The following is a 16,140-nucleotide window of genomic DNA, read 5'->3' as shown; positions in this document are numbered from 1 at the left end:
GTGATTAAAAACTTAGGTTAAATCCAGCACTGATGTTTCTACCTCTAGTGGTAAAACCAATAATTTCAGTGAACTCTTCATTTAAAACATTATTGGCGTTGAGGAAAACCTTCAGCTTATTGGACATTAATTCATGGTCAATATACAAGTTTACCAAGGAAAAAGCATCTAGGGCAACATTCTCACCGATGGCGAAATCTGTATCATTCCGCTCACCGGTATAGGCATAGTTAAGCGAAACATTTGTGGATTTGCATAGTTGGTAGCCCAAAGTTAAATTCGCTTTATGCTTGGGAATTCTTATAGCATTATCACCCTTCCGCTCTGTGAAGGCATAATTGGCATCCAAGGTAAGTGTTTCAATAGGAATCCAAGAAGCTTCTACTTCGATACCGTTTACATCGATTTCATCTGAAATATTAATACTCCGAAAATCAGCATCCGACCCAATTCGGTTCTTTTCATTTCTATCAAAATAAATAGTACTAAACCGAAGCTTATCATTTACAAAATACTCCACCCCACCTTCTATGGTAGTATTCTCCTCAGGTTCCAAATCTGGGTTTGCACCAAAATCCCCGAACAACTGTGTTAAATTAGGTGTGATATATGATGTGGCATAAGTACCCAGAAGTTTAACATACCCCTCAGAGGTACGAAAAACGTAGGATGGATTTACGTTATATACGAAATTGTTCCCGTACTCAGAATGCGTATTAAGCCTAGCTCCCGTATTTAGGTTGAAGCCAAAATCAGATACATATACCAAGTTGGCATAGGGGTCAACAATCGTAAAATCCACCGCATTGGTAAAAGAAGCCTTGTCTTTAATATAGTTTACGCCTAGAACTGTATAAAACTTTTCATTCAACACATATTTATTAAAAATGTCAAAAACAAAATTCTCACCGTTGGCACTGCTATCACCAAATGTGCCTCTGGTATCTATTTCAAAATCTGTGTACGCAGCATTTAGTTCTACAGATCCTTTTCCATAGTTAAATGTGGATGCAATCCCTACGCGTTCCTGATCTTGCTTTAATCTATTGGGAGATTCAGCACGGTCGGCATCAAACTCGGTTCTAAGTTCCGTTTTGTTCACATAAACCGAAACATTCAAGTCTTTAGAAAATTGATATCCCAGTTTAAGGTCTGTGCTGTATTGTGAAAAATCATCTTCCTCATTTTCTGGAGTTACAGCAGCAGAAAGTCCATTGGAATAGCGATTGGAAAAACTTAGACCATAAGAGAACTTGTCCAAGGTTCCACTTACTCTAGCTCCATTGGCAAAACTAGCGAGGTTATAATTTTGGTCTTCAGAAGTTTGATTTGTTCCTACCATGGATTCAAAATTACCTGCAATCTTATTTTCCGAATTCTTTTTGGTAGTGATGTTGATGACAGCCGTAGCCGCGTTGGTACCATAAAGCGTACTCGCAGCACCTTTTATAATTTCAATGGATTCTACATTGGCTGCAGACAAAAGCCGTAAATCATATTCAACCGCAAAAGAAGAAGGGTTGGTTACACGAACCCCATCAATAATGACCAGAACTTGTCGTCCTCGCCCACCTCTGGCAAAAACACCTAGAACGTCACCGTCCCTACCCCGGCTACCGGCAATTTCAATTCCGCTTTTTGTATTGATAATCTGAGCCACGGTCCTACCTTGATTTCGTTCCAATTCCTCAGTTGAAATCTTGATGACCGTTTTACCAGAATTTTCACGCTTTAGCTCAAAACGCGAATCACTCACAACCACTTCCTGCAGTTGTTGAACCTGAACAGAATCTTGCTGTGAGCTCTGCGCAGAAAGACCCTTGCCAACTAAAATAGCAGCACCTAACCATAAGTAACTTTTTTTCATTTCGTTTACTAGAATAAACGGGAGAATAGTATGTCTGTACCCATACGTAAACCTTTATCCCGAAAGTTTAACATGTTTTGTTTGAATTTGGCAGGTCTCCTGACTTGTTCAATGCTATTTTGCCTTCCCACCTTAGATTAAGGCAGTGACATAGAAGAAATAACACCTTCATTTGTTTGAAGTGTCAAAACAAGTTTGACATAAACTTACAGTTGCGGGAACAGTTCTGGACTTACACCAGATTCCCTTTTAATCGACTTAGCTCCTTTGAAATCACTTACTGAACTAAAAATATTCTAAAGCAAAATCACATGACTAAATCGAACCTAAATTCTCAGCGAAAGTAATCATTCTGTTTAATCTTTTTTTAAAAAAGTTAAATAATATTACATTTGGGGTCATGATACGAAAACAAGTATTCATCCTATTTTTCACAAGCTTTTTTATATTCTTTTTCTCTGGTTGCGGTGAAAAAAAGAAAGTCCTTCCGATTAAACAAAAAGAGAGAGAAACCAAAATATACCACGCTACAGGTTTTACAATAAAATCAAATACCAATTTTACTACAATAGAAGTTTCATCAGCCTGGCCAGGTGCAGAAACCAATTTTAAATATGCATTGGTATCCAGAGAAAAAATTGCTTCGATAGCGCTACCTCGGGATACATACGATGCCATAATACCCGTACCTGTAAAAAATATGATTGTAACCTCCACAACACACATTCCTTCTTTAGAAGCTTTGGGCGAACTGAATACGATTACAGGTTTTCCCAACACGGATCTAGTTTCTTCGGAAAGGGCCCGAAAACGAATAGAATCCAAGCACATTAAAGAATTGGGAACCAATGAAAATATCAATACGGAAATCGCATTGGTTTTGCAGCCAGATGTTGTGATAGGCTTCGGAATAAACAATACCAACAAAGCTTATGAAACATTAAAACGTTCAGGAATACCTGTAGTGTATAATGGAGAATGGACAGAGCAAACACCTTTGGGAAAGGCAGAATGGATTAAGTTTTTCGCTCCTTTTTTTCAAAAAGAAAAACAGGCTGACAGTATTTTCAAGACAATAGAAAAATCATATAATGACACCAAGCTTTTAGCGTTGAATGCAACACAAAAACCAACAGTATTAACTGGCGGGCTATACAAAGATGTATGGTATATAGCAGGTGGGAAAAGCTGGATGGCAAAATTTTTAAAAGATGCCAATGCGAATTACATATGGACAGATACTGAGGAAAAAGGAAGTATTGGCCTGAGCTTGGAAGCCGTTTTGGAAAAAGGGAAACAGGCAGATTTTTGGTTCAATCCCTCCATGCACACTACATATAAAGATTTGAAAAAAGCGGACACTCACTATGAACAATTCGATGCATTTTCCAATAAAAAAATATATTCAAATGCTGTAAAGAAAGGAAGTACTGGAGGTATTCTTTTTTATGAGCTGGCTCCACAACGGCCAGATTTGGTGCTTAAAGATCTAATCTCCATACTACATCCTGAACTTTTACCAAATCACGAACTCAATTTCTACTTGCCCTTGCACTAAATGCAGCACTACAAATCATACCGTATTTCGTTTGCGCTAATCATTACAGCTCTAATTTTTGCATGGATATTGAATATAAGTTCAGGTTCTGTAGCAATACCTTTCAAAGCACTGTTGTCTTCTTTATTTGGTGGTGAAGTTGAAACTGAGTCTTGGAAATACATTATATGGAACTATCGCATACCTAAAGCCTTTACGGCCATTTTAGTTGGTGGCGGTCTGGCGTTGAGTGGCTTGTTGATGCAAACCCTGTTTCGCAATCCATTGGCCGGACCTTTTGTTTTGGGGATTAGCTCCGGCGCCAGTCTTGGAGCTGCATTACTATTAATGGGCGCATCGCTGTTCACAGGTTTTACTTCATTGTTACTTTTAAATGATGTGTCGTTGGCAATCGCGGCAAGTGTTGGTAGTTTTTTGGTATTGCTTGTGGTAATGCTGGTAGCCAACAGGGTCAAGGATACCATGGCTTTACTGATTATCGGTCTTATGTTTGGAAGTATTACGGCAGCAATTGTCAGTGTACTGGCCTATTTTTCAACTGCGGAGAACCTCCAGCGCTTTATTTTTTGGTCATTTGGGAGTGTCGGCAACCTATCTTCGCAACAAGTAATCCTTTTAAGTGGCATTGTTGGCATAGGAGTTATCTTGAGTATACTTTCCATAAAAAAATTAAATGCATTTTTATTAGGAGAAAACTACGCATTGAGCCTTGGCATATCTTTAAAAAAATCCAGGCTCATTATCATCATTGCAACTGGCATATTGGCTGGTGGAATTACGGCATTTGCAGGACCTATTGCTTTTGTTGGATTGGCGGTACCGCACCTTACAAGGCAAATATTCGACACTATGGAGCATCGCATTCTCATTCCTTCAGTATTTCTTTATGGTGCCATTTTAATGCTCCTTTGTGATACCATTGCACAGTTGCCAAATTCTGCCAATGTTTTGCCCATAAATGCCATAACTTCACTTATTGGAGCTCCCGTTGTGATATGGTTGCTGGTTAGAAAACGAAAAATGTTGTTTTGATGCCAGGGTCAATAAAAAATATTATCACAGTTAAAGATGTAGCAATTGGCTATACCTCCAAAACAATTGTGGACACGATAAATTTTGACTTGAAATCCAAAGAACTATGTGCTATCGTTGGCGTTAATGGCATTGGAAAATCGACACTTTTACGCACCTTAGGAAATCTTCAACCCAAAATATCGGGCAGCATTACCTTAAATACCAAGAATCTAAAAGATTATGCTTCATTAAAACTTGCACAAGAACTTAGCTTGGTGCTAACAGAGCAACCTGCTTCCAAAAATCTAACCGTTGAAGAATTGATTGCACTGGGCAGGCAGCCCTATACCAATTGGATAGGCACTTTGACGAAGACCGATAAGAAACAAATTCAGAAAAGTCTGGATACTTTTTTATTGAACGATTTACGTTACCGCAAATGCCATGAGCTCAGCGATGGTCAACTACAACGTGTATTGATAGCACGTGCTATGGCACAAGATACGCCCATCATTTTATTAGATGAACCCACAACACATTTAGACCTCTACCATAAAGTACAAATTCTAAAGTTATTGCAGCAATTGGCTCATGAACAGCAGAAAACAATCATTTTTACAACACATGAAATTGATTTAGCCATTCAGCTATGCGATAAAATTTTAATCCTTGATGGACATGAAAATCCATTCGGAGAACCCTGCAAATTAATAGAACAAAAGCATTTTGAACATCTTTTTCCTTCAGAAATGGTTCAATTTGATGCTAAAACAGGTTCTTTTAAAGTGAACAAATAGAGAAGCGACGGTTTGTAAAACCAATGAGCTGTAAGCTGTAAGCTGTAAGCTGTAAGCTGTAAGCTGTAAGCTGTAAGCTGTAAGCTGTAAGCTGTAAGCTGTAAGCTGTAAGCTGTAAGCTGTAAGCTGTAAGCTGTAAGCTGTAAGCTGTAAGCTGTAAGCTGTAAGCTGTAAGCTGTAAGCTGTAAGCTGTAAGCTGTAAGCTGTAAGCTGTAAGCAAAAAAACATCACAACCGAAAGCTACAAACTATTTCAGGGATATTTTTATGTAGTTAGATATCCATTATCTTTATCCTGAGAAAGGAATTTTATGAGCAATGAATTGATTTATGTATTGGTTGGCATACTTGCAACTGGAATTGGAGTACTTATGGGCATCTATATTCAAAAGCTAAAGACCAAATCCAATGAAAGTGTTTGGCAGGAACGTGAGCAGCAGCTGAACAATACTGTAACGACCCTAAACGATAGACTTCTTTCTGTCGATACCGAGAAGAAAGAACTTCAATCTGAAAAAGAGCAACTTGGAAACCAAATTGTCAGGTATCAGGCAGATTTGGAAAATTTACAACGCATCAATACCGAACAAAAAGAGGAAGTAGAAAAGTTACAGGAAAAATTCACCAAAGACTTTGAAATTCTCGCTTCAAAAATATTGGAAGAAAAGAGCTCGAAGTTTACAGAGCAAAATCAAAAAAACATCAAACAAATACTGAGTCCGCTTCAAGAAAAAATTCAGCTGTTCGAGAAAAAAGTAGAAGCTACCCAAAAGGAGAATATCAGTATTCATTCAGCGCTTAAAGAACAATTACTAAATCTTCAAAATCAAAACCTTAAGATTACCCAAGAAGCGGAAAATTTAACCAAAGCCTTAAAAGGAGATAGTAAAATGCAGGGGAATTGGGGGAATTGGTTTTAGAACGCGTATTGGAGAAGTCGGGTCTTGAGAAAGACAGAGAGTATAGTGTACAGCAAAGTTTTTTAAGGGATGACGGCTCTCGGGTAATGCCAGATGTTATTATCCATCTACCAGATGGGAAAAAGATGGTGGTCGACTCCAAGGTCTCCCTCACCGACTATGAACGTTATACCAATGCTGAAGATGAATTAAAGGAAAAACACCTTAAAGACCATATCAATTCTTTACGAAAGCATGTGGAACAACTTTCCGCCAAAAAGTATGAGGACTTGTATGAAATGGAAAGTCCTGATTTCGTGCTACTATTTGTTCCGATAGAACCTGCTTTTGCAGTAGCAATAAATACTGACAATTCGCTTTACAACAAGGCATTTGAACAGAATATTGTTATCGTTACTCCTTCTACCCTATTGGCTACATTGCGTACCATAGACAGTATGTGGAACAATGAAAAACAGCAAAAAAATGCTATAGAAATTGCTAGACAAGCTGGTGCATTATACGATAAATTTGAAGGTTTTGTAACAGATTTGACCAAGGTGGGCAAAAAAATGGATGAGGCCAAAATAGAGTATCGTGGTGCCATGAACAAATTGGTAGAGGGGCGTGGAAACATTGTTACCAGTATTGAAAAACTCAAAAAAATGGGTGCAAAAGCTAAAAAATCCATTCCTGAGCCAATATTAAAACGTGCAGAAGAAGACGATTATCAAGAACCAAAACTTGAACTATAACCATGAAAAAAGCAATATTTATTACCATATCAGCCATCCTATTGGGAGTCTCGGCTTACTTTGCTTTTATCTACTATGTCCCTTTCAGTGAGGGCTATCGTTCCGGGGAATTGATAAAATTCAGTAGGAAAGGGGTGTTGGCCAAGACATGGGAAGGTGAGATAAGCCAAGGTATTTCAGGGGCTCAAATTTTTTCTTTTTCTGTAGAGGACAATAAAAAGGATGTCATACAGAAACTAAAGGATTTTCAAGGTCACTACGTAAAAGTTACTTATAAGGAACGGTACTCAACTTTTTTTTGGTTAGGGGATACAAAATATTTTATCATCGAGGTGGATAAGGAAAAATCGCCACATTTTGGGAATTAAATAACTAAGAAAAGTATATAACTTCCCTCCTAACAAGGAGGGATTGAGGGAGGTGTAAATCCTTTTTCTTCGAATGTTACAATATAATCCTCAATAGCTCGTAGTACATTCTCCATTTCGTTCATCACTTGGTAATCTGAAAATCTAAGTATATTGATTCCAAGCTCATTTAGGCATTTCGTCTTTTTGACATCCTTTTCCCAAACCTCAGTTATTTGATGTGAATAACCATCTAATTCAATAGCTAACCGCAACTTATTACAGAAGAAATCTACAATGTATTGATCAATAGGTTTTTGTCTATGAAAATCATAGCCATACATTTGATTTCGCTTTAGTTTTTGCCAAAGAAAAATTTCAGCTTTTGTAGCATTATTACGCAGTTGCCTAGCAAGTTCTTTGAGCTTTGGATTATATTTGATTATCATTCCAATGTTTTTACACACCCCTTAATCCCCTCTTTTTAGAGGGGAAATATAATAAGTTCAAATGAAAAAATTCAAAACCGTAGAAGAATCCAAGGTTTCAATTACGGAGCTAATGCTACCTTCCCACTCCAATTTTGGTGGTAAAGTACATGGAGGACACATACTAAATCTGATGGACCAGATTGCTTTTGCATGCGCATCAAAACACTCACAAGCGTATTGTGTTACCGCCTCTGTCAATAGAGTAGATTTCTTAAATCCAATTGAAGTTGGTGAATTGGTCACCTTAAAAGCATCCATCAATTACACTGGAAAAACTTCAATGGTAGTAGGCGTCAGAGTTGAATCTGAAAATATTACCACTGGAAAGATCAAACATTGCAATTCATCTTATCTTACTATGGTCGCAAAAGATGAAAGTGGCAAAAACAGAACGATTCCAGGTTTACTATTATTTGACAAACAAGGGGTTCGCCGATTTGCCAGAAGTAAAGAACGAAAAGCCTCGGCCCAACATAGAGATTCCAAATATGAAGCTGCCAATTTTAAAATCGATGCGCATTTAGATACTTTAGAAGGTGAAAATGTACAGCTGGATTTAAACTAAGCAAGTTCCTTAGCAGCATCTGCATCCATAAACCAGACCAAACTCCCAGAATTTGGATGTACTAAAGAAGCTGGATAGTCCATATGACCCTCCTTCTTTTCAAGAATTGCTGTTATTTTTTCTGACTTACTTTCTCCTGTCACCAAAAAAACTACTTCTTTCGCATTATTGATAACTTTTCCTGTTAACGTAACCCTTCGTTGTCCAGAATCTGGATGAATGGCGACCTCACAGTTTTCGTTTGAATCCCATAATTCAATTTCATGTGGAAAAATTGAAGCTGTATGCCCGTCATCACCCATTCCTAAGATAACTAAATCAAATTGAGGAGTTCCATTTTGCGACGGAAGATGCTCCACCAATAGCTCACCATATCTTTTAGCTTCTTTATGCGGGTCGTTTTCGCCTAATATTCTATGAATATGTTCTTGGGGGACATCAACTTTGGAAAACAGATGCGCTACAGTCATTTTATAGTTGCTTTGGTCATTCGTTGGTGGAACGCATCGCTCATCTCCCCAATAAAAATGAATTTTATTCCAATCAATTTTTGAAGAAAAATCAGCAGCAAGCAAATCAAAAACAATTTTTGGGGTACTTCCACCAGACAGTGCCACATGAAAAATGGATTTCCCCTCAACCAATCCCGAAAAATATTCAGAGAACTGTTTTGCAACTTCGTCTTTATCCCTATAAATTTTCAATTCCATCAAATAAATCTTTAAACCATACTCTATCAACCAATGACCAATGACCAATGACAAAAATAAACTCAAAGTTCAAGCGCAAGATCAAACCCAAAGTTCAAACCAGCAATTGACCACTGACTACTTAACTAACAAATCACACAATAGCCAGGGTCATCGGCCAAGTTCTCACCAGGATTCCGCCAGAACCCTAAATCATCGATCAGTTCATCTGCGTTTTCAGGTCCCCAAACACCTGCGGCATAACCGTACATTCTTACATCGTCACCGGTCTTCCAGTAATTCAAGATAGGGTCAACAAACTCCCAAGCTGCTTCTACTTCATCAGCTCTTGCATATAACGTAGCATCGCCTTGCATGGCATCTAAAAGTAGTCGCTCATAAGCTTCCATAACATAGGTTTGTGCCAAACTGGAATAGTAAAAATCCAAATTCGCCCGTTCCACCTTAAAGCCTTGACCAGGAACTTTTACTCCAAACTTCATAAGAACACCTTCATCTGGTTGTATCCTGATTATCAGCTTATTGTCTTTATTGTTAACTCCAGAATCTTGAAAAATCTGATGGTGCGGTGTTTTAAAATGAATAATTACCTCCGTAACTTTTGTAGGCATGCGTTTGGCCGTACGCACATAAAAAGGAACTCCGTGCCAACGCCAGTTATCTACAAAAAACTTTACCGCAGCATAGGTTTCAGTAGTTGAGTCTGGGTCAACACCATCTTCATCGCGATAACCTTTCACTTTTTCCCCATTAATTTCCGAACCAACATATTGGGCACGTATCGTATTATCAAAAAGGGTTTGCTTATCCCGCATGACCCTGAGCGATTTTAATGCTTTTACTTTTTCATTTCGTATTTCTTCTGGCTGATCACCTATTGGAGGTTCCATGACCACCAATGAAACAATTTGCAGCAAGTGGTTTTGAAACATGTCGCGCAATGCACCTGATTTATCATAGTATCCTCCCCTTTTCTCTACGCCAACGCTCTCCGCATTGGTTATTTCCACGTGGTGAATGTAATTTCGATTCCACAAAGGCTCAAAGATGCTATTGGAGAAGCGGGTCACCAATAAGTTTTGTACGGTCTCTTTTCCAAGATAATGGTCAATTCTATAAATCTGCGACTCTTTAAAATACTGCTGAAGTCCGTTATTCAGTTCTTTTGCGGTCTCCAGATTGTATCCAAATGGCTTTTCCACAATCAACCGTTTAAAGCCTTTCGTTTCATCATTAAGATTGTATTCTGAAAGGTTCTTTGCTATCGTCTCAACAATACTTGGAGGTGTGGATAAATAAAACATGTAATTATGATTCGTATTGTGGGCATCGTTCAAATCCTCAATACGCTTGGACAGGCCTTCGTAATTAGAGGCGTAATCGTTACCTAAATCCTCATAGAACAATGTATTGGCAAATGCCTCTAACTTCTTTTTATCCAGACCGTTAATCTTTTCTTTTAAATACTTGCTTTCATAGACCACCCTATTTCTAAATTCTTCGTCTGTAAGGTTACTTCTACTAGCACCTAAAACGATAAAATTTTTGGGCAGCTGTTCTGCAACGTATAAATTAAACAATGCTGGAATGAGCTTTCTGGCTGTTAAATCGCCCGAAGCTCCAAAAATAATGAGCATTTGACTATTGGTCTTTTTCATAGAGTGAGCTATTACAGGTTCGGATATCCCAAAAATTGAATGATTGGGGAGCTATTTCCTAAAAAAGGCTTCAACACCGCAATTTATTTTTGAGCTTAACGAATATAACGTTTATTTTAGGTTCAGAATTCAACAAATAACGTACTTAGTGTTGTCTTAACATAAGACGTTAAAAACATAGAACATGGCAGATACTTATGATTTTGGGCTTGTGGGCCTTGGTGTAATGGGGCGCAATTTTATTCTTAATGTTGCCGATAATGGATTTACAGCTTTTGGCAATGATCTGGACAAGGAAAAAGTTGATGCCCTTATAAAGGAAGGTGGTAACCAGAGTAAAGTAAATGCTGCTACTGATGCTCAAGTTTTTGTTAAGGCTTTGACCACTCCTAGAAAAATCATGTTATTGGTTCCTGCTGGTAAAGTAGTAGACATTGTCATTGAAAATTTACTGCCCCATCTTGATAAGGGTGATATCATTATCGATGGAGGGAATTCCTTTTTTACGGATACGGACCGTAGAGAAGCTTATTTAAAAGAAAAAGGCATTAATTTCTTTGGTGCAGGAGTATCGGGCGGAGCTAAAGGTGCCCGCAAGGGACCAAGCATCATGCCAGGAGGTTCCAGAGATGCGTACCAATACGTAAAACCAATTTTTGAAGCTGTTTCTGCCAAGTACAAAGGAGAACCTTGTGTAACATATTTAGGTCCAAAATCTGCTGGAAACTATGTGAAAATGGTGCACAATGGCATTGAATATGGATTGATGCAATTAACCTCGGAAATTTATGACCTTTTGAAAAAGGCCGGGGACTTGACCAATGAAGAGTTACATCAAACCTATGCGAATTGGAATGCTGGGCGATTACAATCGTTTTTGGTTGAAATCACTTCTGAAATATTTGAGCAAAAAGATGATTTGACAGATGGACATTTAGTCGATAAAATTTTGGATAAGGCCAAACAGAAAGGAACGGGGAAATGGACCTCGCAAAATGCAATGGATTTAGGTATTCCTGTGCCAACCATCGACATTGCGGTAAGTATGCGCGAGATTTCGGCCTTAAAAGCAGAAAGAATACAAGCGGATGAACTATATGACCGCCCCAAACCAGAATCCGTTGTCAAAAAGACATTGATTGCCAAAGCTGAAAATGCACTTTATTTTGCATTTATCATCACCTATGCTCAAGGTATGCACCAATTAGCCGACGCATCCAAAGAATATGGCTATGAACTGGAACTAGGGGAAATTGCAAAAATCTGGCGAGCAGGTTGTATCATTCGTGCCGCCTTGTTGGCAGATATAACAGATGCATTCAAAGCAGAACCTCATTTACAAAACTTATTGTTGTCTTCCTCTTTTAAAGAAAAAATTCAAGATACGGTCAATTCTGCCAGAGAACTGGTTTCCTACAGTGCTACCAATGGTATTCCGTTACCTGGGCTATCAAATGCACTAACCTATTTTGATGCATATACCAGCAGTAGACTACCTCTAAATCTAATCCAAGCACAGCGTGATTATTTTGGTTCGCATACCTACGAGCGCCTAGATCGGGAAGGTGTTTTTCATACGGAATGGGAAAAGTAGATTCCTACTATTAAACTGAATAAAACAAAAAGAGGGCAATACGATAGCATTGCCCTCTTTTTAAATTTGTAATACGATTACTTACTTAAGTACATCTTCCTTCTAGAATACAGATTGTAAAAATCATCGTCTTTTAAACTGTCAATGAACAGGATACTTTCCCCTGTACTCTTCATCTCTGGCCCAAGGTTTTTGTTCACATTCGGGAATTTATTGAATGAAAACACAGGTTGTTTTATAGCATATCCATCCAAATGTGGTTTGAAATCAAAATCCTTAATCTTCTTTTCGCCCAACATCACTTTAGTGGCAAAATTCACATAGGGCTCCCCATAAGCCTTAGCGATGAAAGGAACCGTACGCGATGCTCTTGGGTTGGCTTCAATGATATAGACCATATCATCTTTCACAGCAAACTGAATATTGATTAATCCAACCGTTTTCAAAGCCAAGGCAATCTTGCGGGTATGGTCCTTTATCTGTTGTAATACAAATTCACCTAAATTGAAAGGTGGTAAGGTTGCATTGGAATCACCCGAATGGATACCGCAGGGCTCAATGTGCTCCATGATACCAATGATGTAAATATCTTCCCCATCACAAATGGCATCGGCTTCCGCTTCTATGGCACCGTCTAAATAATGGTCCAACAATAATTTATTATTAGGAATTTTACGGAGTAAGTCAACGACATGCTTTTCCAGATCTTCTTTATTGATCACGATTTTCATCCCCTGTCCTCCCAATACATAAGAAGGTCTTACCAATAAGGGAAAATTAAGCTCTTCTGAAAGTTCCAGCGCTTCATCGGCTGTTTCAGCAACACCAAATCTAGGATAAGGAATGTCATTTTCTTTTAATAATGTGGAAAAGCTACCTCGGTCTTCTGCCAAATCCAATGATTTAAAGCTGGTTCCAAGAATTTTAATACCGTATTTATCCAATTTTTCGGCCAATTTCAAAGCGGTCTGGCCTCCTAACTGTACAATAACGCCTTCCGGCTTTTCATGGAGGATAATATCGTAGATGTGTTCCCAAAAAACAGGTTCAAAATAGAGCTTATCAGCAGTATCGAAATCCGTGGAAACTGTTTCGGGGTTGCAGTTGATCATGATGGTTTCGTAACCACATTCGGCAGCGGCCAAAACCCCATGCACGCAGCAGTAATCGAATTCAATTCCTTGTCCAATCCTGTTTGGACCAGAACCCAAGACCACAATTTTCTTTCTGTCCGTAACCTCACTGTCATTGGCCACGTAGCGTTTACCATCTGCCGTTTCTATTTCTTCTTCAAATGTGGAGTAGTAGTACGGTGTCATTGCCTTAAATTCTGCAGCACAGGTGTCCACTAACTTAAAGACACGGTTTATTCCCAAGTTCGTTCGCTTTTTGTGCACTTCACTTTCATAACAGTCCAACATGTGTGCAATTTGTCTGTCCGCAAAACCTTTTTGTTTCGCTTCCAATAAAAACGCCTTTGGTAAACTTTCTATGGTATATTTTGAAATCTCCTGTTCCAAGAAATGCAGTTCTTCGTATTGTTTTAAGAACCACATATCTATTTTGGTAATATCGAAAATCCTCTTCAAAGGTATTCCTAATTGAATAGCGTCATAGATTACAAAAACCCTGTCCCAACTCGGAACTTTTAGTTTTTGAATAATAGTTTCATAATCTTTATATCCTTTTCCATCCGCACCAAGTCCATTACGCTTAATCTCTAAGGATTGTGTGGCCTTGTGCAATGCCTCTTGAAAAGAACGTCCGATGCCCATAACCTCACCTACAGACTTCATCTGAAGTCCCAACGTTCTATCAGAACCTTCAAATTTGTCAAAGTTCCATCTTGGAATTTTTACGATAACGTAATCCAATGTTGGCTCGAACAATGCCGAAGTAGACTTGGTTATCTGATTTTCCAGTTCGTCCAAACTGTATCCGATTGCCAGCTTTGCAGCGATTTTCGCAATTGGATATCCCGTAGCCTTGGAAGCTAAAGCGGAAGAGCGGGAAACCCGTGGATTGATTTCAATGGCAATAATATCCTCTTTTTCATCTGGACTCACGGCAAACTGGACATTACATCCACCTGCAAAATCCCCGATACTGCGCATCATATGGATGGCCATATCCCGCATGCGTTGATATGTTCGGTCAGAGAGTGTCATTGCTGGTGCCACAGTAATTGAATCTCCAGTATGAATGCCCATTGGGTCCATGTTCTCGATAGCACAAATGATAACTACATTGTCATTTTTATCACGAAGTAACTCTAATTCGTATTCTTTCCATCCCATTAAAGCCTTGTCAATCATGACCTCATGAATTGGGGAAACCTCAAGTCCATGACTTAGCAGCCCATCAAAATCCTCAGGGTCATAAACAATGGATGCTCCCGCCCCACCAAGTGTAAAAGAGGCTCTGATTACCAGTGGAAAACCAAACTCTTGGGCAATTTCTTTTCCTTTTAAAAATGAAGTCGCTGTTGCTTGAGGTGCCATTCCTACTCCAATTTGAAGCATCAACTCCCTAAATTTCTCCCTATCCTCAGTAATGTTGATAGCGTCAATATCAACACCAATGATCTCAACATCAAAATCTTCCCAGATTCCTTTTTCGTCGGCTTCAATACATAAGTTCAACGCGGTTTGCCCACCCATCGTAGGTAGCACCGCATCTATATTAGGGTGCTTTTTTAAAATGTCTATAATCGATTTTGTGTTCAATGGCTTCAGATATACATGGTCTGCCATCGCAGGATCTGTCATTATCGTTGCCGGATTGCTATTGATCAAAATAGTCTCGATTCCATCTTCGCGAAGGGAACGTAGTGCTTGGGAACCAGAGTAGTCAAACTCACACGCTTGTCCAATTATAATTGGGCCCGAGCCAATTATCAAAATGGATTTTAAATCTTCTCTTTTAGGCATTCTATTAGGTTACTCGTTGTTTAATTTTTAAAAATAGGACAAAAAAAAGGTGCTAAACTTGAAAAGTAGCACCTTTAATTAAAAGTTATTGACAGTCATTATTTTTTATGTCTTGGCTCTGAGGAAACAGTTAGTTTTTTTCTTCCTTTGGCTCTTCTTCTTGCAAGTACTTTTCTACCATTGGCAGTCGCCATGCGCTCTCTAAAACCATGCTTGTTTCTTCTCTTCCTTTTTGACGGCTGATATGTTCTTTTCATTTCGGAACTATTTTAATGGATTTCTTGTACTGGGAAACAAATCTCCCCAAATTTTCTGGGCGCAAATATACAAAGAGTTTTTACTTTGGCAAGTGCAAAAATAAAATATTTACAATAGTTTTTACTACTTTTGCATCCGCTGAAATCAAGGTAAAATTCCAACGACATATGTTCAATAAAAATTTAAAACTAGTAATTGCCGCACTTATTATAGGATACGCAGTATATCAGTTTATAGAAGGTTATATTGGCAATGGTATTTCCTTGATTTTGCTTTCCACTGTTTTCATTTTCCTATACTTTAGAAATGAATTGATACTTATGGCATTCCTACGTATGCGAAAGCAAGATATGGAAGGTACACAGAAATGGTTGGAGAAAATCAAGAACCCCGAATCTGCACTTGTCAAAAAACAACAGGGGTACTACAATTACCTTCACGGCATCATTTACTCGCAAAAGAACCTTACCCAGGCCGAAAAGTATTTTAAAAAAGCATTGAAGCTGGGTCTCAACATGGATTATGATGTTGCCATGGCCAAATTAAGTCTTGCAGGTATTTCCATGCAGAAACGCAGAAAACGAGAAGCTACACAATTGCTTCAGGAAGCCAAAAAACTGGACAAGAACAACATGCTTACCGACCAAATCAAGATGATGCAACAGCAGATGAAGAAGATTTAGGTCTGTAAAATCAAC

Annotated in this window: 13 protein-coding genes, 1 pseudogene and 1 riboswitch; of the genes and pseudogenes, 8 read left to right on the top strand and 6 right to left on the bottom strand. The window is 38.5% G+C overall.

Features of this window, described 5'->3' with window-relative positions; translation table 11 throughout:
• Positions 1-4: 4 nt before the first annotated feature.
• Positions 5-1,867, bottom strand: coding sequence for a TonB-dependent siderophore receptor (locus LV716_RS14845; RefSeq protein WP_163418569.1), 1,863 nt, complete (start codon positions 1,865-1,867; stop codon positions 5-7).
• 71 nt (positions 1,868-1,938) lie between these two features.
• A riboswitch (cobalamin riboswitch) is annotated at positions 1,939-2,172 on the bottom strand.
• Positions 2,173-2,267: 95 nt separating this feature from the next.
• On the opposite strand from LV716_RS14845, the gene LV716_RS14840 reads away from it, so the two are divergent.
• The 5 genes and pseudogenes from LV716_RS14840 (at position 2,268) to LV716_RS14820 (ending at position 7,257) form a co-directional block, all read left to right on the top strand.
• A complete protein-coding gene (locus tag LV716_RS14840) occupies positions 2,268-3,425 on the top strand; it encodes an ABC transporter substrate-binding protein (RefSeq protein WP_163418568.1) in 1,158 nt (385 codons plus the stop codon).
• Positions 3,426-4,457, top strand: a complete 1,032-nt coding sequence (locus LV716_RS14835; RefSeq protein WP_163418567.1) for an iron ABC transporter permease — start codon at positions 3,426-3,428, stop codon at positions 4,455-4,457.
• Positions 4,457-5,236 carry an ABC transporter ATP-binding protein gene (locus LV716_RS14830; protein WP_163418566.1) on the top strand — a complete coding sequence of 260 codons (780 nt, stop codon included), beginning with the start codon at positions 4,457-4,459 and terminating at the stop codon, positions 5,234-5,236. Before LV716_RS14835 ends, LV716_RS14830 begins: the two co-directional genes overlap by 1 nt.
• Positions 5,237-5,546: 310 nt before the next feature.
• Positions 5,547-6,889: pseudogene (rmuC, locus tag LV716_RS14825) on the top strand (DNA recombination protein RmuC).
• 2 nt (positions 6,890-6,891) lie between these two features.
• The gene (locus tag LV716_RS14820) at positions 6,892-7,257 is read left to right on the top strand and encodes a 6-phosphogluconate dehydrogenase (protein ID WP_163418564.1); all 366 of its coding nucleotides are present in this window, start codon (positions 6,892-6,894) and stop codon (positions 7,255-7,257) included.
• 29 nt (positions 7,258-7,286) lie between these two features.
• On the opposite strand, the gene LV716_RS14815 is transcribed toward LV716_RS14820, so the two are convergent.
• The gene (locus LV716_RS14815; protein ID WP_163418563.1) at positions 7,287-7,685 is read right to left on the bottom strand and encodes an endonuclease domain-containing protein; all 399 of its coding nucleotides are present in this window, start codon (positions 7,683-7,685) and stop codon (positions 7,287-7,289) included.
• Between the two features lie 61 nt (positions 7,686-7,746).
• On the opposite strand from LV716_RS14815, the gene LV716_RS14810 reads away from it, so the two are divergent.
• The gene (locus LV716_RS14810) at positions 7,747-8,292 is read left to right on the top strand and encodes an acyl-CoA thioesterase (protein WP_163418562.1); all 546 of its coding nucleotides are present in this window, start codon (positions 7,747-7,749) and stop codon (positions 8,290-8,292) included.
• Here LV716_RS14810 and pgl read toward each other — a convergent pair.
• Complete coding sequence (gene pgl, locus LV716_RS14805) at positions 8,289-9,002, bottom strand: 6-phosphogluconolactonase (protein WP_163418561.1); 714 nt, start codon at positions 9,000-9,002, stop codon at positions 8,289-8,291. The two genes, LV716_RS14810 and pgl, sit on opposite strands and share 4 nt — an antisense overlap.
• A 125-nt stretch (positions 9,003-9,127) precedes the next feature.
• Positions 9,128-10,660 carry a glucose-6-phosphate dehydrogenase gene (gene zwf, locus LV716_RS14800; RefSeq protein WP_163418560.1) on the bottom strand — a complete coding sequence of 511 codons (1,533 nt, stop codon included), beginning with the start codon at positions 10,658-10,660 and terminating at the stop codon, positions 9,128-9,130.
• Positions 10,661-10,844: 184 nt separating this feature from the next.
• On the opposite strand from zwf, the gene gndA reads away from it, so the two are divergent.
• Complete coding sequence (gndA, locus tag LV716_RS14795; protein WP_163418559.1) at positions 10,845-12,254, top strand: NADP-dependent phosphogluconate dehydrogenase; 1,410 nt, start codon at positions 10,845-10,847, stop codon at positions 12,252-12,254.
• Between the two features lie 77 nt (positions 12,255-12,331).
• On the opposite strand, the gene carB is transcribed toward gndA, so the two are convergent.
• Both carB and rpmH read right to left on the bottom strand, forming a co-directional pair.
• Positions 12,332-15,184, bottom strand: a complete 2,853-nt coding sequence (gene carB, locus LV716_RS14790; RefSeq protein ID WP_163418558.1) for a carbamoyl-phosphate synthase large subunit — start codon at positions 15,182-15,184, stop codon at positions 12,332-12,334.
• Positions 15,185-15,282: 98 nt separating this feature from the next.
• A complete protein-coding gene (gene rpmH, locus LV716_RS14785) occupies positions 15,283-15,441 on the bottom strand; it encodes a 50S ribosomal protein L34 (RefSeq protein ID WP_082433296.1) in 159 nt (52 codons plus the stop codon).
• A gap of 168 nt (positions 15,442-15,609) precedes the next feature.
• Here rpmH and LV716_RS14780 point away from each other — a divergent pair, with 168 nt between their 5' ends.
• Complete coding sequence (locus LV716_RS14780) at positions 15,610-16,125, top strand: DUF2892 domain-containing protein (RefSeq protein ID WP_163418557.1); 516 nt, start codon at positions 15,610-15,612, stop codon at positions 16,123-16,125.
• Positions 16,126-16,140 lie beyond the last annotated feature (15 nt).

The organism is Flagellimonas sp. HMM57 (assembly GCF_021390175.1).
Taxonomy (GTDB): domain Bacteria; phylum Bacteroidota; class Bacteroidia; order Flavobacteriales; family Flavobacteriaceae; genus Flagellimonas.
The sequence above is the reverse complement of the archived record's forward strand: the minus strand, read 5'-3'. Positions and strand labels throughout refer to the sequence as shown.

What these genes read in the sequence shown, in the direction of transcription:
- LV716_RS14845 (WP_163418569.1), bottom strand. Translation starts at nt 1,867, where the DNA reads ATGAAAAAAAGTTACTTATGGTTAGGTGCTGCTATTTTAGTTGGCAAG.
- LV716_RS14840 (WP_163418568.1), top strand. Translation starts at nt 2,268, where the DNA reads ATGATACGAAAACAAGTATTCATCCTATTTTTCACAAGCTTTTTTATA.
- LV716_RS14835 (WP_163418567.1), top strand. Translation starts at nt 3,426, where the DNA reads ATGCAGCACTACAAATCATACCGTATTTCGTTTGCGCTAATCATTACA.
- LV716_RS14830 (WP_163418566.1), top strand. Translation starts at nt 4,457, where the DNA reads ATGCCAGGGTCAATAAAAAATATTATCACAGTTAAAGATGTAGCAATT.
- LV716_RS14820 (WP_163418564.1), top strand. Translation starts at nt 6,892, where the DNA reads ATGAAAAAAGCAATATTTATTACCATATCAGCCATCCTATTGGGAGTC.
- LV716_RS14815 (WP_163418563.1), bottom strand. Translation starts at nt 7,685, where the DNA reads ATGATAATCAAATATAATCCAAAGCTCAAAGAACTTGCTAGGCAACTG.
- LV716_RS14810 (WP_163418562.1), top strand. Translation starts at nt 7,747, where the DNA reads ATGAAAAAATTCAAAACCGTAGAAGAATCCAAGGTTTCAATTACGGAG.
- pgl (WP_163418561.1), bottom strand. Translation starts at nt 9,002, where the DNA reads ATGGAATTGAAAATTTATAGGGATAAAGACGAAGTTGCAAAACAGTTC.
- zwf (WP_163418560.1), bottom strand. Translation starts at nt 10,660, where the DNA reads ATGAAAAAGACCAATAGTCAAATGCTCATTATTTTTGGAGCTTCGGGC.
- gndA (WP_163418559.1), top strand. Translation starts at nt 10,845, where the DNA reads ATGGCAGATACTTATGATTTTGGGCTTGTGGGCCTTGGTGTAATGGGG.
- carB (WP_163418558.1), bottom strand. Translation starts at nt 15,184, where the DNA reads ATGCCTAAAAGAGAAGATTTAAAATCCATTTTGATAATTGGCTCGGGC.
- rpmH (WP_082433296.1), bottom strand. Translation starts at nt 15,441, where the DNA reads ATGAAAAGAACATATCAGCCGTCAAAAAGGAAGAGAAGAAACAAGCAT.
- LV716_RS14780 (WP_163418557.1), top strand. Translation starts at nt 15,610, where the DNA reads ATGTTCAATAAAAATTTAAAACTAGTAATTGCCGCACTTATTATAGGA.